The organism is Paenibacillus sp. LRG-1, assembly GCF_057220305.1.
This window is the reverse complement of the sequence record NZ_CM170126.1, coordinates 3,805,504-3,827,907: the sequence shown is the minus strand read 5'-3', so window position 1 is coordinate 3,827,907 and position 22,404 is coordinate 3,805,504. Positions and strand designations below refer to the sequence as shown.

The window sequence follows — 22,404 nt, the reverse complement described above, 5'->3', positions numbered from 1 at the left end:
AAAATAAGATAAATGAGGGCGAACGGGTATGCTTTATACCTATAAATACCTGGATTGCATTGAGGATTCTTGAGTTTCTGTCACTTATAAAAGAAGCGAAATGAGCAAAGGTAATGAAATGAGCGATAAGACTGAGCTAATAACAAATGCAGATGCAGCTTCCGTTTCCAGTGTTTCATAACGGGTAGCAATCATAGCGGCGACAGCCGAGCCGGGAAAAGCGACAAGCAGTACGGCTTTGGTTACATCCTCATGGGATAGTCCTATCAGAACAGCAATACCGAGCATAACTATAGGCATTACGATGGCTTTCAGCACAGCGATGCTAAGTGCTTTTGGACTGAACGTAATCTTTTTGATACCAATGGTTACCCCGATGGCAAATAGGGCTGTACCAGCAGTAATATTGCCGATTTGATCAAACATGGATTGCAAAAGTTTCGGAGCGTGGAATCCACATAGAGTCAATACGACACCAAACAAGGGTACGCAGGCAAGCGGCTCGCTGAGTCCATGAAGGACTGATTTCATAGTGACTTTAAATAAGTTGCCTTTAGTGCCGTCGGATTCTGTTGTTTTGCGCTGACCGACCGTTCCCAAAATACTTGCAAGCGGATCAAGAATGGCATTAACGACGATCCCAGTAATCGCAATCGGGATGGCGACTGCCGCACTTCCGAACAAGCTTCCCAGAACCGGAATTCCCATGAATGCGAAAGAAGGCTGTGTTGAATTCAATGCGAACATGGAGGATTCAGTCAGGCCTTTTTTGGCAATTAAGCGATAAACAATGAGCAATACAATATAAAAGCCGATTACACCAAGTAGCAAAGCCACAAGAAAGGGCCACTTTTGAATCAATGTCTCTCTTGGTGTCGTCGTAATACCAATAAACAAGTGTGCAGGTAGAGCAAACTTCGTCACGAGTGTATTTAATCCCTTAGAAGAAGCAGGGTTAAAAGCCTTAAACAATCCTGCGAAATAACCAATTAAAATGACAAAGAAAATAGGAATTAAGATAATAAAAATATGACCTGTAGCCATGATGTCGCCTCCAATGAAGATGTCCGCCAAAAATGGCGGACATCAGTTAAATAATCACTTTGCGTATGCAAGTACAAATTTGATGTTGTCGCTATTTTTTAAACCAGGACCGCTTCCTGACCATATTGTTTGATTGGTTTATATTTGCAGTCCCACATCGCATCTCGAACCGCTTGTGCGATATCGTCCGGTTGATGACGCGCTACTCCATCCTGAACTGCTGCCTTAGCTACAGCCACGGCTACCGCTTCAGATACTTCGCGTAATTCATTGATTTTTGGCAGCAGGGAAGCACCAGGCTGCGACAAATCAACCATTTGAGCTACTGCATGGGCAGCTGCTGCAAACATGCTATCTGTTATAATTTTGGATTTTACCACGATTGCGCCAAGACCAAGACCCGGGAACACAAAAGCATTGTTGGATTGCCCAATTTCAAACTTAATATTGTTATAGATCACCGGCTCAAAAGGACTTCCTGTTGCAATGAGGGCTTTTCCTTCGGTCCAGTGGATCAAATCTTGCGGAGTTGCTTCTGCCAGTGGAGTCGGGTTGGACATAGGCATAATAATAGGACGTTCTGTATGTTTGGCCATTTCTTTAACGATTTCCTCACTAAATGCCCCAGTAACACCGGAAGTACCAATCATAATCGTCGGTTTTACGCGGCGAATGACTTCAAGCAGTGGGATTTTGCCATCCTCAGCATGTTCCCAGTCACGGCATTCTGCAACATCACGCACATAAGGGACTTGGAATGGAAAAAGTCCTTCTGTTTCGTTGGTAAGCAGGCCACGGTAATCATAAGCCCAGAAGTTACGTCTTGCTTCTGCTTCTGACAGTCCTTCCAGCATCATGGCTGCGCTAATTTGGTCTGCATTGCCGATTCCAGCAGCTCCTGGGCCAAAGACTAGAACCCGATGCTTGCTCAGTGGGATTCCGGACAATTGAACACCGGACATTACACCTGCGAGCGTAACCGCTCCAGTACCTTGAATATCGTCATTAAAAGTCAAAATACTATTTCCGTACTTATTGATAATGTTCCGTGCGTTGACATTGCCCAGATCTTCCCAGTGCAGCAGGGCATTCGGGAAAAAGGAAAGTGCAGCTTGAACATAAGTGTCAATAAATTGGTCATATTGTTCTCCACGTACACGCTTATGACGATTCCCCATATATAAAGGATCTTCCAATAGCTTCTCGTTGTTTGTACCTGCATCAAGAACAACTGCCAGTACTCGGCTAGGATCTATACCAGCAGCAGCGGTATACACAGCAAGCTTACCAATAGAGATATTAATACCTCCGACTCCCCAGTCCCCGATTCCCAAAATACTCTCGGAATCTGTGGCTACGATCAGGTCGATATCATCAGGGTCTAGGTTCAAATTCTTAAAAGCCTCTCCAATACCCGCCAGATTATCAATAGATAAATACATACCACCAGGTTTGTGATATTCATGACTGTATTCCTGTATAGCCTGGCCTACTGTTGGTGTATAGACAATCGGGAGCATTTCGCTTAGGTGCTCAGAGAGCAAACGATAATAAAGGACCGTATTCCGGTTAAAAAGATCATTTAACGCAACATTTTTACGCAAATTATCTGGTTGGCTCTGAAATTGCTCGTAAACCCGTTGAACCTGCTCCTCAATAGTTAATATCGTAGGAGGAAGGAGACCGTCAAGTCCAAGCTGTTTCCGTTCTTCCAGGGTAAAAGCTACTCCTTTATTCAGCAGTGGGTTGGCAAGTAGATCTTTTCCGGTTAATTTAGTTTCGATAGATCCGTCTTCCGTAAAATGAAAAGCACGCATTTCCAATTCCTTCTTTCTAAAAAATTACATTTAATTAATCCTTGAACAATTCGTGAACAAGTATACGCCTTATTTTAAACCAAGTGAACAAGTATGTTGTGTGAAAAATGGTTATATAAGTGTTTACATAAGAAAAATTATGAAAATGAAAGCGATTTTCAATTTTTTTTGAATGAAAATTTCATTTAATTTTCATGATATTTTCGGAAAATCTTGATTGAATGTGATAATTATCATAGTTTTTTAGGTCTAGTTCGATTAAGCGTGCATGAAAAATAGCTTAACTTCATTTTAAATAAACGAAGTTAAGCTATTTTTTGGCTATAGGGATGGTTGAGGGACAAAATTTAATGCTTCGCAGCTCAATGTTTAATGAACATCAGGCATTTAATTCTCCGATGCGATTGACGGCTTCATCAGTAACTGTAGCAGAGCGTCGCATCCAGCTGTTACGCCATTTCAATTGTATTATGATGACGAGGGTAAAGGCACAGAACGTGATTAGGCTCAGAGAGATGAAGCCTGGCATATATGAACCCGTTGATTTGTACAGATGACCCAGTATAAGGGGGAGGAAGTACCCGCCTATGCCACCAGCAGCGCCGACAATGCCGGTCATGAGCCCGATTTCGTTGCCGAACCGCTGCGGAACGAGCTGGAATACGGAGCCGTTGCCAGCGCCAAGGCACATCATGCCTACGAACAGCAGCACAACTACCACGGTAAGTGGCGGTAAAAACGCAATGCCGGCGAGCATAATCCCGGCTCCCGCATACAAGTACATTAACATGCGTGAACCACCAATCCGATCGGACAAAAAGCCGCCTACAGGACGAAAGAAGCTTCCGGCAATCACACAAACGGTCGCAAAATCGGCGGCATGTACCGCGGAGAGGCCATATTGGGTATTGAAGAAAATAGTCAAATAATTAGAAAGACCAACGAATCCGCCAAACGTCACGCAGTAAAAGGCACAGAATACCCAGGCATCCCTCTGTTTGAGCACCGAAGCATATTGCGACAGACTTTTTGGTGCCGGGCGGTGAGGGCTGTTGCGGGCAAAAATACTGAACAGAATGAAGACGGTTAAGATGGGGAGGATAGCCAATCCGAAAACGGCTTCCCAACTGCCAAAATGTTGAGCAATGCGGTTGGCGAACAAAGTCGCAAGGACGGTACCGCTATTACCAGCACCGGCAATTCCCATAGCCAAGCCTTGATGCTCTTTGGGGTACCATTGACTGGCCAACGGCAGCGCAGCTGCAAATGATGCTCCGGCTACGCCCAGGAGCAGGGCAACAACGTACAAGTGCTCCAGCGAATCAACCCACAGCCAGCCGAGCAAGAGAGGGATTATCGTAACAAGCATACCAATCTGTCCCGTGAGCTTCGGACCGATATAATCTGACATGAATCCGAGCACGAGCCGCAGCAGGGAACCACCGAGTATGGGGAGGGCGACAAGATTGGCTTTTTGTACAGGGTCCATTGGATAATCATTAGCAATTACAACGGCCAACGGTCCGATCATTCCCCATATCATAAAACTGATATCAAAATACAGAAAGGAGCCAAATAGGGTGGGCTTGTGTCCGCTTTTCCAGAAATTTTTTTTGTTCATTCTCCATCTCTCCTGTTCTAATTGTTGTTCTTTGTCTGCAAAATGTAATTTGAACATGAAAAAGCCGCAAATCGCCCCTACATGGTATCTAGGAAACGGTTTGCGGCTTCATTGCCGTGGTTGACACACCTCATTGTGAGTCGACTTGGTATGATCACGTTGGAGTGATTTTAATCAAATTATAAAAAAGGATCTGTTTTATGTCAATATACGTAACACAAAATCGCAAAAAAATTAAATATAAGACGAAAAATATAGCATTCATGTATTAAATATTGACATGACATTCACAATTCAGTAATCTTAGATACATATCGGCACAACGATGTGCCGACATTTACGGCAACGGTGCCCTTTTCCATTGAATGGAGAAGGGCTTTTTCTGTCTTATTTTATTCGGAGAATGGGGCTGGTTTAATATGATGAAAAAACTGGTCGTCGTCGGCAACGGTATGGCAGGCATCAAATGTGTGGAGGAAATACTCGTTTTGGAGCCAGAGCGGTTCCAAATCACGATATTTGGTGCAGAGCCCCGTCCCGGGTACAACCGAGTGCTCCTGTCCAAAATGCTTCAGGAGGAGAGCTCATTTAAACATATCGTTACCCATGACTGGGACTGGTATGAAGAGAACGGGGTAAAGTTGTACGCGGGTGAACGCGTCTGTCGTATTGATGTTGCAGCCGGGATGGTGGAAACGGAATCCGGTATGAAAGAACCTTATGACATGCTCATATTGGCAACGGGCTCATTGCCTTTCATGCCGCCCATTCCCGGAGCTCGAAAACAGGGAGTAATCGCTTTTCGTGATGTGAATGATTGTGAAACCATGGCGAGATATGCCAAAACATACCGCAAGGCCACGGTTATCGGAGGGGGGCTGTTAGGACTTGAAGCCGCTCAAGGCCTACTGAATCTAGGGATGGAAACTGAGGTTGTTCATAATGCGCAGTGTCTTATGAACCGTCAGCTTGACCGGACGGCGGCTGTGCTTCTGCAGCGAAAGCTGGAGCAACAGGGCATGAGGTTTCATTTGGCGAAGGAAACGGTCAACATCATAGGCCGAAACAGGGCGCAAGGATTGATGTTTGCGGACGGGGACAGGTTGGAAACGGATTTGGTTGTGCTGGCGGTTGGTATCCGACCGAATATCGAATTAGCTCAGGACAGCGGTCTGACCGTAAACCGTGCCATTGTCGTGGATGATTATATGCGCACGAGTATTCCTGGTATTTATGCCGTCGGCGAATGTGCTGAGCACCGCGGGATTTCATACGGGCTAGTGGCGCCGCTATATGAGCAGGGCAAAGTGCTGGCAAAAGTTATTTGTGGTCGTGAAACGGCTCCCTATGAAGGGACGGTTCCGTATGCGCAGCTCAAGGTAGCGGGAATCCATGTGTTTTCCGCAGGAGACATTCGTGATGAGGGAAACGAGACAGCAGTCATGGAATATAACGGGATGCTGAAGGTTTATAAAAAAGTGATGATGCACGGCGGTGCTGTCACTGGCGCCATTTTGTTCGGAGATACGGCGGAAAGCACCTCGCTGCTCGGAATGGTACAGCGCGGCGCACCCGCTACAGAGCTAACATCCCGGGATAACGGCGGAAGCAAAGCGGAGGATGCGGCAGCCGCACTGCCGGAAGAGGAAACGGTATGTGCGTGCAACGGCGTGAGTAAGGGGGCTATTTTGCGAGCGATCACTACGGATAAGCTGAAGACGGTGGAAGAGGTGAAGAGCCGGACCAAAGCATCCGGTTCCTGTGGGGGCTGTCGGCCGCTGGTGGCTGCACTGGTCAAAAATAGTTTGTCCCAATCGACAGTTTCCGGACCTGTAGTTACTCCGACCGCCCAAGAAGTAGTCCCTGTGTGTGGATGTACGCATTACGATCATGATTCGCTTAAAACAGCTATGGTGGACGCAGCCTGTCAGACTCCAGATGAAGTAGTGTCCCGTCTCGGTTGGACTAGACAGCAGGGGTGTGAATTGTGTCGGCCGGCTGTACTTTATTATTTGGAATCCCTTGGGTTGCGCGACAGATCTGCGACAAATCCATTAGGTGCTGGTGTTGTGGTTCAGGTCACACCGCAGTACGGAGGAGAAGCGCCCTCTGCGGATCTGCGCGTTACGAACCTAAATGCCGAGAATCGGGCTTTTGTTGAGTCGGACCTGATGGATCAGGCATTTGTAGAAGTAGCCTGGCTCAGAGAGCGGTTGGTAACTTTATGGGGAAGTCTCGCATTGCCCGCGTTGGTTACAGTTGCTATTTGTCCTGGATCGGCGTATCCGGCAGGTGTACTTGTCCACGATATTGGAATATCCCGATCTCCAGTAGGCTGGGAGGTTTATGCCGGTGGCCATGCAGAGCATCCAGTTCGCCAGGGGCAGCTGCTTGGATTGGAGGAAGACCCGGCAGAAGCGGTCCTGATGGCTGTAGCCTGCTTGCAAATATACCGACATAGTGCCCGGTATGGGGAGAAAATGTGGGAGTGGATTGAAAGGACTGGCGTTCTGGCATTACGGGAAAGTGTGCTTGACGCTGCTCTTCGAAGTGGACTGGCGGGTAGCCTGCGGACCACAATGCTGACAGGATGATGTGATGGGTTGAGTTCAGTTGTGGCGATATTCTATCGTGTGCAGACAATAAAATTCCGAAAAATGGCGAAGGGGAGGTGACTTTGATGTGTCAGTCAGGAGAAGGCAAACCGGAAGCTGGGCTACATGTATCGTCAGTAATGGATACGCAGTGCCCGTTTTGCAGCGTGCAATGTAAGATGACCGTTAGTGCGGGTACGGAGACACTTGCGGGTATCATCCGTACAGTGTATAAGGCGGAAGGGAAGGCTAATGCAGCCTCGCAGGGTAGGCTGTGCATCAAGGGAATGAATGCGCATCAGCATGCGACTCATGCGGAAAGGCTGGTACAGCCCCTCATACGCAAAGAGGGCAAACTTGTTCCCGTCAAGTGGGAGGAGGCGTTGGATACTATAGCTAGCAGTTTCTCTACGCTACTGTCCACACAGGGTCCCGATGCAATCGGAATTTACGGTGGAGGTTCACTCTCCAATGAAACGGCTTATTTACTCGGTAAATTTGCAAGAGTAGCTGTAGGTACGCGATATATCGATTATAACGGGCGCTTCTGCATGTCGGCAGCGGCATCCGCTGGCAGTAAAGTGTTTGGCGTTGATCGCGGACTGACCTGCAGACTGGCTGATATTCCGTTGGCTCGTTGTATTGTGCTTGCAGGCACGAATATCGCTGAATGCCAGCCGACCTTAATGCCTTATTTTCATCAGGCGAAGGAAAACGGCGCGTTTGTCATTGTAATTGACCCGCGCGTGACGCCAACGGCGGCGGCCGCCGATCTGCACCTGCAAATCAAGCCAGGTATGGATGCTGTACTGGCCAATGCCATGCTAAAGGTCATCATGGACGAAGGATTTGCGAATGAAGAGTTTATCCGCAAGCGGACCAACGGCTATGATCAGCTGTTGACTCATTTGAAGGGTGTGGATCTGAACGAATCAGCTGCGCTGTGTGGAATTGAAGTAGAAATGATCCGGCAGGCAGCACATGCCTTTGGCAGTGTGGAGACCGGCATCGTTTTTACGGCCAGGGGTGTTGAACAGCAGACAGATGGACATATGGCGGTGCGTGCATTTCTTAATCTGGTGCTGGCCACTGGCAAGATTGGAAGGGAAGGGTGCGGTTATGGAGCTATTACAGGTCAGGGAAACGGGCAAGGGGGGCGAGAGCACGGCCAAAAGGCTGACCAGCTTCCTGGTTACAGATCGATTGAGGATGAAGAAGATCGAGCCTATGTGGCGTCCGTGTGGGGAGTAAAACCAAGCAGTTTACCGGGTAAGGGAGTGTCCGCCTATGAAATGATGGAGCTTGTCCATCAGAGAGAAATCCAAGCTTTGTTCGTGATGGGCTCTAATCCTGTTGTATCTAACCCGAATGTCCGGCTGGTGGAGGAAGCCCTCAAAAAGCTGAATCTGCTGGTTGTGGCGGATATGTTTCTCACTGAAACCGCGCGGATGGCCGACGTTGTTTTGCCTGTGACGTCTTATTTGGAGAATACGGGGACGATGACCAATCTGGAGGGCCGCGTTCTGCTACGGGAAGCTGCGAGGTCCGCACCAGGCGAGGCTAGAGATGACTGGAATATTTTGTGTCAGGTAGCTGCAAAGCTAAACAAGAGCAGCTATTTCTCTTACAGGGATGCTGAGCATATCTTTGAAGAACTGCGGCTTGCCAGCCGGGGCGGTCCTGCCGATTATTATGGGATCACATATGACAGGCTGCGTCGTGAAGAAGGAGTATATTGGCCATGCCCGTCTACGGACAGAGCCGGTATGGATACGATGTTTCGGGAAACCTTTGCCCATTCCGATCAAAAGGCTATTTTTACGGTGGTTGAAAGCTGTGGAGCAGGAGAGGAGATATCAGAGGAGTACCCGCTTATTTTGACGAACGGCCGCGTGCTGGCTCACTATTTGACTGGTGCACAAACGCGCAGAAGTCCGTCGCTGGCCGCGCGAGAGATTGAAAATTATGTGGAAATTCATCCGCGGACAGCGCGACGCTGGCATATCAGGGACGGGGAGTGGGTAGAAATAGCATCACAGCGCGGTAGCTTCACTGTCCGCAGCCGGATCAAACCACATATCCGCGAAGACACGCTCTTCGTCCCCATGCATTGGAGTGGGATACAAAATGTAAATCGGGCGACTCGACCCGATCTCGATCCGTTCTGCCGGATGCCTGGCTTCAAAACGGCTGCTGTGCGCATTCGTCCCCTTCATCTGGCTGCAGTTGCAACAAGTGCAGATAATGGGGAATGGTCTGAGTTCTAGAGCAGGACTGAGTAAGTGACTTTTTCTTTGCATAAAAGGCCAGCCCCCTTTGTATGAGTGAGGGGCTGGCCTATTTGACTTGGACAGTTTGGGCCCATAATCACTAGACTGCGTGACGCCAATAATTATAAATGCAATCGGGTTTCGGATCTGCTTGCTCCCGTTTTTATTTCTTTTCTGAGCATAGCTTCCCGCCAGTGACAATACAAACCCCAGGCGTCCCCGTTTTCTAACAGCGGTTTGCAAGTATACAAACCTTCCTCTATGGAGTCGACTCGCCCTGCAACGAACAGTCGGACCGCACTGTTGAGTAACACCTGATTCGAAAAGGCTATAGAAGCTGTGCCTTGCAGCACTTCCTCCGTAATGCGCAGTTGTTCAGCGGGGGTCCAGTTATGCTCTGGTACCACCGAATCCAGCCCGTACATTTCTGGATCGATAACCTGTAGTGATACCTCGCCGTTAGCAAGCAGGTAAGTCCGGGTCGGCCGATCGATGAACAGATCCTCCGATCCTTCGCTCCCCTGGACGATCAGAGCCCTGTGGTAATTCAGATTTTGCATGAGTTTCGCCGTCTTCTCGAACACAGTATTGTGGAAAACGCCGAATACAATATACGGGGAAGAACCGTAATCAACCAGTTTCTCGGCAGTATTCAGCACTGTGCGAAGCCCCAGCTCTTCGCGAATGGTCCGCATATCTCGCAGGGGCGCGCACCACTGTTCGGAGGCTACGAACAGTACACCAGTCAGCTTCGCGGCATGAATGGCGGTTTCACGTGTCATGTTCTGGGACGTAACCCCCATTTCCTGCAGTAAAAGCGGGAGCGTAACACCCCATTTGGGAGGGAGAGGTGCACTGCCATGCATCGTTACAGGAATTCCGCATGAGGCGAGTAGAAAGGCCGTTGCGAAGGTGGCGATAAATGAAGACTTCCTGCCATCGTACGGACCGGCGAAATCAATCCCTTCCTGCATCGGAAAGCGATGGGTATATTTACGGCAGATGTTTACGAATGCTTCCAACTCGGCAACACTCTCCATTTTAATGCGCTCCGCGGCAAAGAAAGCTCCGATTTGAGCAGGGGTTGCTGACTGGGTCATAATAAGTTCGGCAGCAGCTTCGGCTTCGGCGTAATTCAGATCCCGGGCGCCCCTTTTGCCGCGACCAACTTCTTTTAATATTTCAATGATATTCATGTTCGGGCCCCTTTCAGATTTATGCTTTTAGCATTTGCTGTGCTTTGACGATGGAGATGGCCACATCAACGATACGTTTGCGTTCGTTCATTGCTTTTTTGCGTAGCACATCATATGCTTCCGCTTCCGGGATACCGTTTACTTCCCCAAGTATTCCTTTCGCCATATCAATCCATTTGCGTTCTTCCAGCCGAGCGGTCAGTTGCTTGCGTTCACTTTGCCAGTGCTGGCGTTCAAAAAAGCGTTTGGCGCTAAAATGAAGAGCCCAATTCAGCTCATGGGCTGCCATAGAAGGGGTTAGAATGCCATCGACAGTGACATCAGCTTCACAGGCCTCTGTCGATGATAGCGCTGATTCTGCGCTGCACCACCAGAGCAATGGGATCGCTTTGGCTTGCTCCAGCCTGCCACTCCATATGCTGATAGTGCCGACAGGTATGTTTAGTACCGCCGCGTCTGCATTAAGAATTAGCTGTTTGATTTCAGATTCATTGCGGCAGGGCAGGGTTAGGTATCCGTTGGACTCTAAAAGGTGCTCAGGTCCTGCCTGCCATGAGGAAACGGCGTGTGTCTGCTCAGATACATAGTCAGAATGTAAGTGAATTACCAACAAGGAACGCAAGCGGGCTCCTCCTCTCTGTAACATGAAGGGTAGTTAGCGATGGGGATAGTAATCATTGATAACAAATATGACATAAGATTTTGTCTGCCTGCTTATTTTTTTCATCATCATCAAGCTAAAACGGACTTTTAAACCATTTTGGCGTGTTTTGGACTGAAAATCAATCCTAATTTTGTAGGGGAGTGATATTTTATACGTCATGGATATGTTACATGGTGATAAAATATAATTTTTTATAAGTTAATGCGTAAGGAATGTTGACATATCATTTGAAGCATTATATATTAACTACAATACTTTTTAATTCCATACTCTGATGGATACAACGGCGTATTCGATGAAACGGCAATGGAGCCTGTTTTCTCATGTGGAGGGATATTTTGAATCCCCATATGTGAAGCAGGCTTTTTATGTTTTGAGGATACAAATGGAAGGGGAGTGACCTGATGAACGATATTCAAAAGTTAGTGTTGATCGGCAACGGAATGGCAGGGATACGCACTCTCGAACATTTGCTGAAGCTTGCACCAGGTAGCTATGAGATTACGGTATTCGGGGCCGAGCCCCATCCAAACTATAACCGGATCATGCTGTCCTCCGTTCTGGCGGGAGGAGCTGGTTTGCAGGATATTGTCATCAACGACTGGAGTTGGTATGAAGACAACAATATTCGATTGTATACCGATGATCCTGTCACAGCCATCGACACGGAAAAGCAGCAGGTGACGTCACGCTCCGGCGTATGCATCTCTTATGATTTGTTGTTGTTGGCAACAGGTTCTAAAGCCTTTATTCTGCCGCTTCCAGGGGCCGACAAGGAGGGTGTTATCGGTTTTCGGGATATTCGTGACTGTGAAACGATGATGGAGACGGCAAATACGCACAAAAAAGCAGCTGTTATCGGCGGCGGATTGCTTGGGCTAGAGGCAGCTAGGGGGCTGCTTAACTTGGGGATGGACGTCACAGTTATTCATATTAACGGATATATTATGGATCGGCAGCTGGATGAGGCTGCTTCCCTTATGCTCCGGCGCGAGCTGGAGGAGCAGGGAATGACTTTTCTGGTCAATAAGCGAACGGCGGCTATTACGGGCCGTCGTCGCGTGGAAGGATTGAAATTTGCCGATGGCAGTGAGCTGGAAGCAGACTTGATCGTTATGGCGGTAGGCATCAGACCAGACATTGAACTGGCGGTGTCGGCGGGAATTCCTGTAAACCGTGGCATCATCGTAAATGATTACATGGAAACGAATGTCCCTGGCATATACGCCGTTGGCGAATGTGCAGAACACCAGGGAATCACTTACGGACTGGTAGCTCCATTATATGAGCAGGGTGGTGTGCTGGCTCAGCGGCTCGCGGGAATGGAGACTCCCGGCTACAGTGGTTCCGTCACTTCTACAAGGTTGAAGGTATCGGGTGTCGACGTGTTTTCAGCAGGGCATTACAAGGATGAACCGGGAACACGTTCCCTGCGGTATCAGGATGATATTGGCGGCGTCTACAAAAAAATCGTGATCAAGGACGAAAAACTGATCGGAGCCGTTCTGTTTGGGGATACGTCTGACGGAGCCATGCTGTTTTCTTTGATCAAAAGTGGCGAGTCGGTGGTTGGCCGAGAGAAAGAGTTATTACTTGGCTTCAATCCCGGTCAACCTGAAGCTAGTGGCGCCATGATGCTGGAGCAGATGCCTGATGACGAAATTGTATGCGGATGTAATGGTGTATCCAAGGGTGACATTGGAGAGGCGGTTGCGGCTGGCTGCCGGAGTGTCGGGGAGATTAAGGCATGTACGAAGGCATCGGCATCATGTGGCGGCTGCAAGCCATTAGTGGAGGGACTCTTACAGCTATACGCAGGTGCAGAAGCCGGAGAAACGCTGAAAGAGGGGATTTGTAGTTGTACGACGCTTGACCGGGAAGCGATCATTGATGGCATTCGAGAGATGGGATTGAAGAGCGTTAAAGAAGTGATGAATGTGCTGGGATGGAACGAACCGGAAGGTTGCACGAAATGTCGTCCGGCCCTCAATTATTATCTAGGTATGGTATGGCCGATGGATTATGAGGATGAGAAGGAATCCAGATTCACGAATGAACGGTACCATGCCAATATACAGAAAGATGGCACCTATTCTGTCGTGCCCCGCATTTATGGAGGAGTTACTTCACCTGCCGACCTGAAGAAAATTGCTGCTGTCGCAGAAAAATACAATGTGCCTCTGGTTAAATTTACGGGTGGCCAACGTCTTGACCTGCTTGGTGTGAAAAAGGAGGATTTGCCGGGGATCTGGGCCGAGTTGGATATGCCGTCTGGATATGCCTATGGAAAGACGCTGCGAACGGTTAAGACGTGCGTAGGTAACACCTTTTGCCGCTTTGGCACTCAGGATGCTATGGGTATGGGCATTCGGTTGGAAAAGGCATTTGAACGGCTGAATGCGCCATCCAAAGTCAAACTGGCTGTATCTGGTTGCCCGCGTAACTGCGCTGAAGCGACGATAAAGGATTTAGGCGTCGTTGCTATTGACGGTGGCTGGGGGATCTACGTTGGAGGTAACGGCGGTATTAAGGTTCGGGCAGCTGAACTGCTTTGTACCGTTAAAACCGAGGATGAAGTAATGGAATGGACCGGTGCCTATCTGCAGTATTATCGCGAGCAGGCCAATTGGAACGAACGCACAGCCCATTGGGTGGAACGGGTCGGAGTTGAATCCGTCAAACAGGCACTCGCGAATGCAGAGACGAGGAAACAACTGGTGACCAGAATTGAAGAGACGTTAAGCACGACGACTGATCCGTGGCACGAAATTATTCACAACGAAGAGCTGCGCAAAAATTTTGTACAGTTGCCGGAACTTAAGGCAGTAACGGAATAGGGGGCTGACAAAATGGAGACCAATACGACAACCAACAGAGTCAGAATAGCTGATCTGAACGAAATTGACCGACGTGGAGCAAGGACAGTTCGCATTCATAATACAGAGATAGCTGTATTCCGTCTGAGCGATGGCAGCGTGCATGCGCTTGAGAATCGTTGTCCGCACAAAGGGGGCCGGTTATCCGAAGGAATGATATGTGGCTCAGCGGTCCATTGTCCGCTCCATGACTGGAAAGTTGACCTTTCCACTGGCCGGGTGCAAGAGCCGGATACTGGATGTGTGACTGCTTACCCCACGGAGATTGATAGTGAGAGCGGGGCGGTTTATATCGTAATCTAAGAGTTCTATACGTATTGTGCTGATGGTTCTGCTTTTTTTCTTCTATATAATAGAAGGATCAAGGTGAAAGGCTTTGTTGAAGAAGTGGTGCTGTTAAAGTACAAATGATCTGAGTATACAGAAAAGTCGACCCTATTTTTCCGGGCGGCTTTTTTATCTTATAAGTATGATTTTAATTAAAAAATAGGTTATTGACTAAATCTTAGTCAATGACCTATCTTCTTTTCTCAGGATAACTCGCTTTATCTCTAGACAAATAAAAAAAGCCTTGAGAATCAAGGCTTTTGACGAATAGGACGGATGGGGATCGAACCCATGACCCTTACCCTGTCAAGATAATGCTCTCCCGCTGAGCTACCGTCCTGCGGTTACTAGATAATATCATGTATTAACCATATATGTAAAGTGAAAAAATAGAAGTCAGCCTGTACTTCATGACCATTTATATATATAATTCGAATTTAGCGAGTTTGCAATTTGGAATTAATGATAGGGGGAACAGATGATGGCCGCAGAAATTATAAGTGTAACAACAGAGGAACAGCTACAGGAGGCAATATCGATCCGTACCAAAGTGTTTGTCGAGGAGCAAAAGGTTCCTCTTGATTTAGAAATTGACCATTATGACAAGCTGGGAGATACGGCCCATCATTTGCTAATTTGTGAACATGGTGAAATGGTGGCCACTGGTCGATTGACATACTATGAGGAAGATACAGCTAAAATGCAACGTATTGCCGTTCTCAAGGAGCATCGTGCGGCAGGCTATGGACGTGTATTACTGCTAGCACTGGAGGAACGTGCACGTGAATTGGGGTTAAGATACTCGCTGCTAGATGCCCAATGCCAAGCCGAGAGGTTTTACGAAAAGCTCGGTTATGAGACGATCTCCGATGAACCTTTTGACGATGCGGGAATACCGCATGTACGTATGCGCAAAAAGTTGTAGTCGACAGCGTAAGGTGCATACAAATCTGTACAATGTGCATGCTAGTAAAAGTTCCTCCACTATAATACTATGGATAAGGAGCGATACAGTATGGCTGATACAGAACGAGAGCAAATTACAGCAGTACGTAAAGACGGGGATGGCGACCTTACGTCTTTTCAGACATCTACCGGTCGGGTTTTAGATTATAACCAAGCATTGAACGAGATTGAAGCAGGCTCAATTGCAGGCGTTAACGTTTTCAAGGCCAAGGATGGAAGCAAACGAATTCGGGGAGATGCCGATGGAGATCCATCTAATAACCTGGATCAACTGCCATTGTTCTGACCTTAACTCGCAACATTAGAATACAAGTTCATCATTATATTCAAGAACAGCAAGCCGCCTGGCTATCCTTTGTAGGAAAGCCAGGCGGCTTTTTGTTAATTGTTCAAACTGTATTTAGCATGCTACTCTGCACGTTCCAACTCTGTAAGTTGATATACTCGTTGCTGCTCCAGAAAGGACATGACTCCTGCTTTCTCCCTGAATTGTTCCATATCATCACTATAGTGCATCAGATGAATCCGCTCTTGAAGAGATGGCGCCAAGCTTAGCAGCTCGTCCAACGTCGTATGGACTTCTCCAGCGCCTTGTAATTGAACCTCGTGCAGAATACTCCGACATCCTCGTTCATGCACCAGATGATGAAGCAAATCAGGGTCAAAAACCATATCTGCACTATAAAAAAGGCGGTCATTAATGAATATGGAATAACTGTTTTTACCCGGAATATGCCTTGTAGGGATTAGCTCCACCTGGATACCCGATACTAATGTAGTGGGTACACCAGGCGTTATTACGTTTACCTCGAATACATCTTCAAGCTTGTCAATCATACCTTGCTGTGACATTCCGCCCTTGAGCGTATGTTCCCACAAAGGGTGGATTAGTGGTTCGGCGATATAAAGTAGAGGCTTGCGACGATGGAGAATGTTCATTTGAAAACCGAATTCCTCCAAACCTCCGACATGATCTGCGTGAATATGTGTGATTAAAATTGCGCCAATATCAGGCAAAGGGACGCCCATTTGGTGTAATGCTAAAGAAGCGGTTGTACCGCAATCGATCAGCAGTTTGCCTTCTCCGCTGTCCAGCAGCGCGTTGTTGTTGTAATAATGCTTGGCAAAGGCACTGCCTGTGCCAAGCATTTGTATCGTTAGGCTCATTATGGATTATCCCTCCGGACTTTGTGTACTAGGACATTCTACAGTCGTATTTTATCACCTATGCTGCTGGAACTAAAGATTTGGCTCCTTATGTAAAAACTTTGGACAATTTGTGAAACACAGCGCAACTTGTGCGGCTGAGCTAGGTATAAATGTACGACAGAAGGTTTTAAACAGATAACGATGGAGGGATTAGTAGTGATGAAATGGAGAAAAGTGATGGCCCTAGTGATGGCCTTTTCAATAATGGGAGGGACCGCCATTTCGGCGGAATCCGCCAAGGACCAAGTGCAGTTGATTATTAATGGAGAAGTGTCAAAAGATGGCGCAGTTGTCATTGATGGGAAAACCTATGTGCCCATCCGTGATTTTAACGGACTTGTAAATTTTGATCCATCCGGTGGAAAAGTTGTTTTCGACCAGCCTAACGTGCATATGTTCCTGTTCAAGGGAGATACGGTGTTTGGTAACGTGAATAAAGGCAATAAAGTGAAATTTAATGTATTCAGTCAAATTGATACCTTGAAAACAGATATCTCCGGAGTGAAGGTAGCGATCACCGACCCTTCAGGCAACGTGAAGGATATTCAGTCTCAAGATATCAAAGGAGCGCAAAAGGATAACTTCTGGTTCCGTACGAACGACTTTACGTATGATTTCAAAACAGCAGGGAATTACCGGGTTGGTTTCTACATTAAAGAGAGCAAAGACGGCAGCTATACCCTGGTGTCCGAAAAAGTCATTACAGCGATAAATTAGGCATACCACAAATTGACCTGCACCCTTGATCATGTTACGATACGGGGGAAAATAAAACAATTTGAAGGTAGGTATTTCCATGAGTGATCACAAACATGAACACGGTGAAGCCTGCAACCACGATCATGACCACGAACATGAAGAAATGGTTCTTACGCTAACTGATGAAAATGGTAAAGATGTAGAAATGGTGCTTGTAGAGACCTTTGACGTAGAAGATCACGTTTATGCTCTTCTGCTTGAGCGAGGCAATCCCGAAGCGGATGGCATTATTCTTCGTATGGAAGAAGAAAACGAAGAAATGGTGCTTTACAATATTGAGGACGAAGATGAGTGGAAACGTGTAGAAGCCGCATATAGCGAGCTTGTTGCCCAATACGAATAGAATTGGATGTAGCAGCTGCATAGCTCTTCAAGAAAAAAGCCCCCAAATGGGGGCTTTTTTTGTTGGCTATCAACATATTTTGTAAGCATGTGTTGACAGTTCAATATTATGAAATAGCGTCAGTCTCGACGATAACCTTCACCTGATGTACTGTTCGGTCCTCAGGTCCTTTAACAGGCAGGCCTACTTCTACATGATCAACAATATAATCAATATTGTCCTGCGAAATAACTTCTCCTGGCAGTAAGATCGGAATACCAGGTGGATACACATAAATGAATTCTGCAATAATGCGGCCAGCAGATTCCTTGAAAGGCACGATTTCCGTATCTCCATAAAAAGCGTCTCTTGGAATGAGGGAGAGCTGAGGGATATCCGGTATCTTTACAACCAGCTCATGCTCCTGACCTGTGGAATAGTGCAGAGAAGCCAGCTCACGCAGAGCTTTCAACAAAATTTCAATTTCCTCTTTGGTATCACCAGGGGTCACCAAACAGAGAATATTGTACATATCGCTAAGCTCAACCTCGATATTGTAGTGATCTCTCAGCCAATTTTCCACATCGTATCCGGTAAGACCTAAATGGCGGATATGAACCGTAATTTTGGTTGGATCATAATCGTAGGTAGCTTCCGTGCCGAGAATTTCACTACCAAAGCAATATAGTCCTTCAATCTTGTTAACCTCTGAGCGGCAATATTCAGCCAAATCAAGGGCGCGTTGTGCTATTTCATGACCGTTAAGTGCCAGGTTGCGTCGGGATGTGTCCAAGGAAGCCAACAGGAGATACGAAGTGGATGTCGTTGTCAGCATACTGAAAATCGTTTGTACACGTTGTGGGTTAACGTATCCGTTTTTCGTATTTACATTCAAGATCGAGCTTTGTGTCAAGGAACCGCCCAGCTTGTGGACACTTGTAGCTGACATGTCTGCTCCCGCCTCCATGGCGGACATCGGTAGATCAGGATGAAAATGAATCAGTACCCCGTGAGCCTCATCGACCAGGACCGGCACATTATAGCTGTGAGCGAGATCTACAATTTCTTTTAAGTCGGCGCACACACCGTAATATGTCGGGTTGATAACAAGGACGCCCTTGGCGTCAGGGTGGCGTTCCAATGCCCGGCGTACGGACTTGGTTGTAACCCCGTGGTGAATACCGAGATTTTCATCACTGACTGGAGAAATGAATACTGGTTTTGCACCAGCAAAGATAATGGCAGACATTATAGATTTGTGTACGTTTCTGGGTACAATAATTTTATCACCTGGCAAGCAAATGGACATAATCATGGTGATGATGGCTCCGCTTGTCCCCTGTACACTGTAGTAAGTATAATCTGCTCCGAAGGCATCTGCTGCAAGCTTTTGGGCTTCTTCGATGACACCTGTTGGTTGATGCAGATCGTCCAATGGAGCGATGTTGATCATATCTATGGAAAAGGCATTATCCCCCATAAATTCGCGAAATTCCGGATCTGCTCCGACTCCCTTTTTATGACCTGGGATGTGAAATTGAACCGGGTTGCTCTGAGCGTGCTTCTTCAAAGCAGTAAAAAGCGGGGTGTTGCTTTGATTCATTAGTGTTGTCACAACCTTTCGTGCAGGATTTCGACAATCCTGTGCAAGTGATAATAGAACAAAATTGAGTATAGCAGTTTGAAGTAGGAATGCAAGCGATTGAGGGCGCATTTATTTGCGAAAGAGTGGAGTAGGCGGAGAACCCGGTCTTTATAGCCAAAAAACGAAGGTGGAGGATGTGGATTAGATGTGGCAAAAAGGACGAAAAGAAGCTCCGCAGCGGCTGTGGACTCCTTTTTTTAGCAAATTGTGGGTTTTGGTATTTCTAGTCGAATTTATGAAAGGATCTCTTCTGGTATCCATCCTTCCGGTATATATGGGAGAAACGCTTGGTTTGTCAGCCGGGATTATTGGTTTAGCCTTTTCACTTCAATATTTTGGAGACAATGCGTTCCGGGCACCGGCGGGCTGGATGGCTGAACGGCTTGGTTACCGTGGAACGATGTCGACCGCACTGTTGTTTACGCTTGTAGCTATTATTATGCTGAGCGTACTGTCAGAGCCCGTGTGGCTCGTCGTCGCGTGTCTGCTGCTCGGTCTGGGTACTTCTCCGCTCTGGCCTTGTGTTATGACCGGAACGACCGAAATGTCCGGGCCTAATAACAGCAATGGCGCGGCGATGGGCACACTGGAAATTGCGTCTATGGGCGGAACGGGATTGGGTCCGCTCATTATGAACTTCGCCATATCCCACTATGGGCATTCTTACGGCATGGTGTTCATGATTTTGATAGGATGCAGTGTTGTATTGTTGTTGGTTGCTCTCATGCTGCCAGGACCGAAAAGGTCTGCTGACAAAGGTGACCTCGAACAGAGCGCTCTAGTGTCGTCTGATGGGCACATAAAGCAGAAGCGGGGAGTTCTGAAAGGAATCCAGGAGACGATTGGCGTGCTCAAAACAAAGCTTAACGTCAATCCGTTAATTTACCCGGCGCTGTTTTTGCAGTCTTTTGTTATCGGTTTAATCAGCCCGGTACTGACGCTATACGCTCGGACGGACCTCGGGATTTCACCAAACCTGTACAGCGTCCTCCTGATTGCAGGCGGTGGGGTGACTGTGCTGGCACTGATCCCTTGCGGCAAGTTGGTCGACCGACTTGGAACGGAGTATTTTCTACATGTTGGTTTTTTGCTAGCCGGAATTACACTGTTTCTCTTTTCAATCGTTCGATCTATTCCGCTGGTGTTTGTATCCGTAGCGCTTATTGGTTTGGGATATGCGCTCATTTTGCCTGCATGGAACACATTTCTTGCCCGACTGATTCCGGAAAGCGAGCGAGCAACGGTATGGGGCTTTTTTTTAACACTTCAAGGCTCCGGCATGGTTATAGGCCCGCTCGTTTCAGGAGTGCTATGGGACCGTGCCGGACACACAGCACCATTTATCATCAGTGGGGTCGTGATGCTGCTCATGTTTGGCTGCCACCTGGCTCTGGCGCGTAATCCACGCAGGAAGAGTGTGGAGGCCTGAACAGCACCTTGAAAAGCGGCGAGAGCTACTCTTTCGAGAAAGACATTCGGTACAGCGGCAGCAAATGCTCAAAGGTAGAACGCACAGCCTGTAATAATGCAGCCCCGTCGCTGGCGAGTGGATCTTCTCGGTCAATACGGATTCCACACATGACCTCCGCTTTTTTTACCTGTTGCAGCTTGTGGATGATCGTTTGAAAATCTTCATTATCCATGTGTTGTTGTTCTGTGCCTTCTGGAGCCATATGATCCATGGACCAGTAAAAATGATCCGGTAGGTTAGAACGTACATCACTCAGGTTGGCTTCGAGCGCCTGGGCAAATGTAGCTTTGTTCGGGCTTTCATAAATAATTGCGAAGATGACGAAAAGATGGGAAGCGAACATGCCTACCTCAAAATGCGGCAGCGCCTTGTATCCACGCTTGTTTGCCGCCCAGGCAACCCAAGTATCTTTGGGGGGATTGACTTTGCGTCGTGCATGCTTGGCAACGTGAACGTGCATAGGCTCCCCACATAAGTCTGTCAGGAACGGCGCCAATTCCTCGCCAATTGCCTCCAGCTTGGGCCGAACCTGCTGAATCAGCACTTCCATACGAGGCTCCAACCCCGGTATTTCAAAAACATCGAAGTCCTTTGCAGTAAATCCACTAAATGTCATTCCTTTTCCTCCTGTAACTGGGTTAAGCCATGTCGTGTGGCGTAATATGTCCGATTATAGCATAATGCCGCCGGGCTTGGCCGACTTTAGACCAGGTTTGAAACAAGCATATAAGGCAAAAGTAGGATTGTGCGCTGTTACTCATAAAAATAGGTCAAATAACCAAGTACCCTTACATAAAATGAAGTATAAAATAGAGCAAGGGAAGATCAAGCGGGAAAGCCGCAGGCTTGCTGTAGCCGGACTTCTTGAATCGGACTTGAAAAAGGAGGGAATGCCGTGAACAAGGGCTGTGAGGTAGAATATTGCAATCTAGAGCTCCGGTTTAGCCGTCGGCATATCCATAATCTGATCAAGGATTTGATATCGGAAGGGTATTCGCTGTACTGGAGCGAGGATGAGTCGTACCTGGTTTTGTCGGTGAGAACCGGCCGCAAGCTGGTGAAGCTCCGTTTTCAACAGCTGCGTACAGGACACTACAAGTTGGCTGGAGATTATGTAATCCGCGATGCCAAGCTGGCTGAGTGGTTGGAGAAGCTGATTGGAAGCACCCGAGGTCATGCCATTGTCAAAAGAGTTAAGGATCATCATATTTTAGTAGAAAATATTTTGTTCGGTGAGGTTATTCGTCTGGTCGAGGTTACTGGCTTTAAGCAGCGTGTCATTTATCAGAAAGGACCGGTGCTGTCCGCACAGGAAATGGAGGATATGTACGCTTCCAATGAAGGGGAAACCCGGCTGCTGCTGCTCAAAATGGAAGTAGACGATGAATTGGAGAAGCTGTTCATAGCGATGACAGACGGAGATAAGGCTAAAATCGGGAATTGCCATGAACGCCTGCAAACGCTATCCCACCAACTGTTGATGATGGAAGCGTAGTACATCTGAACACCTCATGAAAATGAGGTGTTTTGATCTGTAAATAGACAGGGGTTCACTTCTTACACCAAAAACGTTAAAATAGAAGTGCACGTGTTCCGATTCACATAAAGTGTAATGCGGTAAAG

18 protein-coding genes and 1 tRNA gene are annotated in these 22,404 nt (G+C 47.5%); 10 read left to right on the top strand and 9 right to left on the bottom strand.

Features of this window, described 5'->3' with window-relative positions; all coding sequences use genetic code 11:
* Positions 1-84: 84 nt before the first annotated feature.
* The 3 genes from ACUUJN_RS17035 to ACUUJN_RS17025 form a co-directional block, all read right to left on the bottom strand.
* Positions 85-1,044 carry an AEC family transporter gene (locus tag ACUUJN_RS17035; protein WP_025718424.1) on the bottom strand — a complete coding sequence of 320 codons (960 nt, stop codon included), beginning with the start codon at positions 1,042-1,044 and terminating at the stop codon, positions 85-87.
* 98 nt (positions 1,045-1,142) lie between these two features.
* Complete coding sequence (locus tag ACUUJN_RS17030; RefSeq protein WP_023989354.1) at positions 1,143-2,861, bottom strand: NAD-dependent malic enzyme; 1,719 nt, start codon at positions 2,859-2,861, stop codon at positions 1,143-1,145.
* 379 nt (positions 2,862-3,240) lie between these two features.
* On the bottom strand, positions 3,241-4,482 hold the full coding sequence (locus tag ACUUJN_RS17025) for a nitrate/nitrite transporter (RefSeq protein WP_484668728.1): 1,242 nt from the start codon (positions 4,480-4,482) through the stop codon (positions 3,241-3,243).
* Positions 4,483-4,901: 419 nt separating this feature from the next.
* Here ACUUJN_RS17025 and nirB (ACUUJN_RS17020) point away from each other — a divergent pair, with 419 nt between their 5' ends.
* Together nirB (ACUUJN_RS17020) and nasC are read left to right on the top strand one after the other, a co-directional pair.
* The gene (gene nirB, locus ACUUJN_RS17020) at positions 4,902-7,076 is read left to right on the top strand and encodes a nitrite reductase large subunit NirB (RefSeq protein ID WP_341057530.1); all 2,175 of its coding nucleotides are present in this window, start codon (positions 4,902-4,904) and stop codon (positions 7,074-7,076) included.
* Positions 7,077-7,162: 86 nt separating this feature from the next.
* Positions 7,163-9,343 carry an assimilatory nitrate reductase catalytic subunit NasC gene (gene nasC / locus ACUUJN_RS17015; RefSeq protein ID WP_053325729.1) on the top strand — a complete coding sequence of 727 codons (2,181 nt, stop codon included), beginning with the start codon at positions 7,163-7,165 and terminating at the stop codon, positions 9,341-9,343.
* Positions 9,344-9,468: 125 nt separating this feature from the next.
* On the opposite strand, the gene ACUUJN_RS17010 is transcribed toward nasC, so the two are convergent.
* Together ACUUJN_RS17010 and ACUUJN_RS17005 are read right to left on the bottom strand one after the other, a co-directional pair.
* Positions 9,469-10,542: an anthranilate phosphoribosyltransferase gene (locus tag ACUUJN_RS17010; protein ID WP_053325728.1), complete on the bottom strand. Its 1,074-nt coding sequence runs from the start codon at positions 10,540-10,542 to the stop codon at positions 9,469-9,471.
* A 19-nt stretch (positions 10,543-10,561) separates the two neighbouring features.
* Entirely contained in the window at positions 10,562-11,164 is a 603-nt protein-coding gene (locus ACUUJN_RS17005) for an ANTAR domain-containing response regulator (protein ID WP_023989349.1), read from the bottom strand.
* 446 nt (positions 11,165-11,610) lie between these two features.
* On the opposite strand from ACUUJN_RS17005, the gene nirB (ACUUJN_RS17000) reads away from it, so the two are divergent.
* Both nirB (ACUUJN_RS17000) and nirD read left to right on the top strand, forming a co-directional pair.
* The gene (nirB, locus tag ACUUJN_RS17000) at positions 11,611-14,043 is read left to right on the top strand and encodes a nitrite reductase large subunit NirB (protein ID WP_484668727.1); all 2,433 of its coding nucleotides are present in this window, start codon (positions 11,611-11,613) and stop codon (positions 14,041-14,043) included.
* A gap of 12 nt (positions 14,044-14,055) precedes the next feature.
* Complete coding sequence (nirD, locus tag ACUUJN_RS16995) at positions 14,056-14,385, top strand: nitrite reductase small subunit NirD (RefSeq protein WP_025724005.1); 330 nt, start codon at positions 14,056-14,058, stop codon at positions 14,383-14,385.
* Positions 14,386-14,677: 292 nt separating this feature from the next.
* Here the strand turns inward: nirD and ACUUJN_RS16990 are convergent.
* Positions 14,678-14,749 (bottom strand) — tRNA-Val (locus tag ACUUJN_RS16990).
* Between the two features lie 141 nt (positions 14,750-14,890).
* Here ACUUJN_RS16990 and ACUUJN_RS16985 point away from each other — a divergent pair.
* Entirely contained in the window at positions 14,891-15,334 is a 444-nt protein-coding gene (locus ACUUJN_RS16985; protein ID WP_023989346.1) for a GNAT family N-acetyltransferase, read from the top strand.
* Positions 15,335-15,424: 90 nt separating this feature from the next.
* Positions 15,425-15,661, top strand: a complete 237-nt coding sequence (locus ACUUJN_RS16980; protein ID WP_023989345.1) for a DUF3892 domain-containing protein — start codon at positions 15,425-15,427, stop codon at positions 15,659-15,661.
* Between the two features lie 122 nt (positions 15,662-15,783).
* On the opposite strand, the gene ACUUJN_RS16975 is transcribed toward ACUUJN_RS16980, so the two are convergent.
* Positions 15,784-16,542, bottom strand: coding sequence for an MBL fold metallo-hydrolase (locus ACUUJN_RS16975; RefSeq protein ID WP_023989344.1), 759 nt, complete (start codon positions 16,540-16,542; stop codon positions 15,784-15,786).
* Between the two features lie 201 nt (positions 16,543-16,743).
* On the opposite strand from ACUUJN_RS16975, the gene ACUUJN_RS16970 reads away from it, so the two are divergent.
* Together ACUUJN_RS16970 and ACUUJN_RS16965 are read left to right on the top strand one after the other, a co-directional pair.
* Entirely contained in the window at positions 16,744-17,301 is a 558-nt protein-coding gene (locus ACUUJN_RS16970) for a hypothetical protein (protein ID WP_023989343.1), read from the top strand.
* A 79-nt stretch (positions 17,302-17,380) separates the two neighbouring features.
* Positions 17,381-17,686 carry a DUF1292 domain-containing protein gene (locus tag ACUUJN_RS16965; RefSeq protein ID WP_007431055.1) on the top strand — a complete coding sequence of 102 codons (306 nt, stop codon included), beginning with the start codon at positions 17,381-17,383 and terminating at the stop codon, positions 17,684-17,686.
* A 106-nt stretch (positions 17,687-17,792) separates the two neighbouring features.
* On the opposite strand, the gene ACUUJN_RS16960 is transcribed toward ACUUJN_RS16965, so the two are convergent.
* On the bottom strand, positions 17,793-19,268 hold the full coding sequence (locus tag ACUUJN_RS16960; protein WP_013310938.1) for an aminotransferase class I/II-fold pyridoxal phosphate-dependent enzyme: 1,476 nt from the start codon (positions 19,266-19,268) through the stop codon (positions 17,793-17,795).
* Between the two features lie 187 nt (positions 19,269-19,455).
* Here ACUUJN_RS16960 and ACUUJN_RS16955 point away from each other — a divergent pair, with 187 nt between their 5' ends.
* Entirely contained in the window at positions 19,456-20,739 is a 1,284-nt protein-coding gene (locus ACUUJN_RS16955; RefSeq protein ID WP_430180970.1) for an MFS transporter, read from the top strand.
* 25 nt (positions 20,740-20,764) lie between these two features.
* Here ACUUJN_RS16955 and ACUUJN_RS16950 read toward each other — a convergent pair whose 3' ends face one another.
* Positions 20,765-21,397 carry a YktB family protein gene (locus ACUUJN_RS16950; RefSeq protein ID WP_025724011.1) on the bottom strand — a complete coding sequence of 211 codons (633 nt, stop codon included), beginning with the start codon at positions 21,395-21,397 and terminating at the stop codon, positions 20,765-20,767.
* A 279-nt stretch (positions 21,398-21,676) separates the two neighbouring features.
* Here ACUUJN_RS16950 and ACUUJN_RS16945 point away from each other — a divergent pair, with 279 nt between their 5' ends.
* Positions 21,677-22,276, top strand: a complete 600-nt coding sequence (locus ACUUJN_RS16945; RefSeq protein ID WP_165177417.1) for a hypothetical protein — start codon at positions 21,677-21,679, stop codon at positions 22,274-22,276.
* Positions 22,277-22,404 lie beyond the last annotated feature (128 nt).

What these genes read in the sequence shown, in the direction of transcription:
- ACUUJN_RS16965 (WP_007431055.1), top strand. Translation starts at nt 17,381, where the DNA reads ATGAGTGATCACAAACATGAACACGGTGAAGCCTGCAACCACGATCAT.
- nirB (WP_341057530.1), top strand. Translation starts at nt 4,902, where the DNA reads ATGATGAAAAAACTGGTCGTCGTCGGCAACGGTATGGCAGGCATCAAA.
- ACUUJN_RS16960 (WP_013310938.1), bottom strand. Translation starts at nt 19,268, where the DNA reads ATGAATCAAAGCAACACCCCGCTTTTTACTGCTTTGAAGAAGCACGCT.
- nirB (WP_484668727.1), top strand. Translation starts at nt 11,611, where the DNA reads ATGAACGATATTCAAAAGTTAGTGTTGATCGGCAACGGAATGGCAGGG.
- ACUUJN_RS17025 (WP_484668728.1), bottom strand. Translation starts at nt 4,482, where the DNA reads ATGAACAAAAAAAATTTCTGGAAAAGCGGACACAAGCCCACCCTATTT.
- ACUUJN_RS17030 (WP_023989354.1), bottom strand. Translation starts at nt 2,861, where the DNA reads ATGCGTGCTTTTCATTTTACGGAAGACGGATCTATCGAAACTAAATTA.
- ACUUJN_RS17010 (WP_053325728.1), bottom strand. Translation starts at nt 10,542, where the DNA reads ATGAATATCATTGAAATATTAAAAGAAGTTGGTCGCGGCAAAAGGGGC.
- nasC (WP_053325729.1), top strand. Translation starts at nt 7,163, where the DNA reads ATGTGTCAGTCAGGAGAAGGCAAACCGGAAGCTGGGCTACATGTATCG.
- ACUUJN_RS16955 (WP_430180970.1), top strand. Translation starts at nt 19,456, where the DNA reads ATGTGGCAAAAAGGACGAAAAGAAGCTCCGCAGCGGCTGTGGACTCCT.
- ACUUJN_RS16985 (WP_023989346.1), top strand. Translation starts at nt 14,891, where the DNA reads ATGGCCGCAGAAATTATAAGTGTAACAACAGAGGAACAGCTACAGGAG.
- ACUUJN_RS17035 (WP_025718424.1), bottom strand. Translation starts at nt 1,044, where the DNA reads ATGGCTACAGGTCATATTTTTATTATCTTAATTCCTATTTTCTTTGTC.
- ACUUJN_RS16970 (WP_023989343.1), top strand. Translation starts at nt 16,744, where the DNA reads ATGAAATGGAGAAAAGTGATGGCCCTAGTGATGGCCTTTTCAATAATG.
- ACUUJN_RS16950 (WP_025724011.1), bottom strand. Translation starts at nt 21,397, where the DNA reads ATGACATTTAGTGGATTTACTGCAAAGGACTTCGATGTTTTTGAAATA.
- nirD (WP_025724005.1), top strand. Translation starts at nt 14,056, where the DNA reads ATGGAGACCAATACGACAACCAACAGAGTCAGAATAGCTGATCTGAAC.
- ACUUJN_RS16975 (WP_023989344.1), bottom strand. Translation starts at nt 16,542, where the DNA reads ATGAGCCTAACGATACAAATGCTTGGCACAGGCAGTGCCTTTGCCAAG.
- ACUUJN_RS16980 (WP_023989345.1), top strand. Translation starts at nt 15,425, where the DNA reads ATGGCTGATACAGAACGAGAGCAAATTACAGCAGTACGTAAAGACGGG.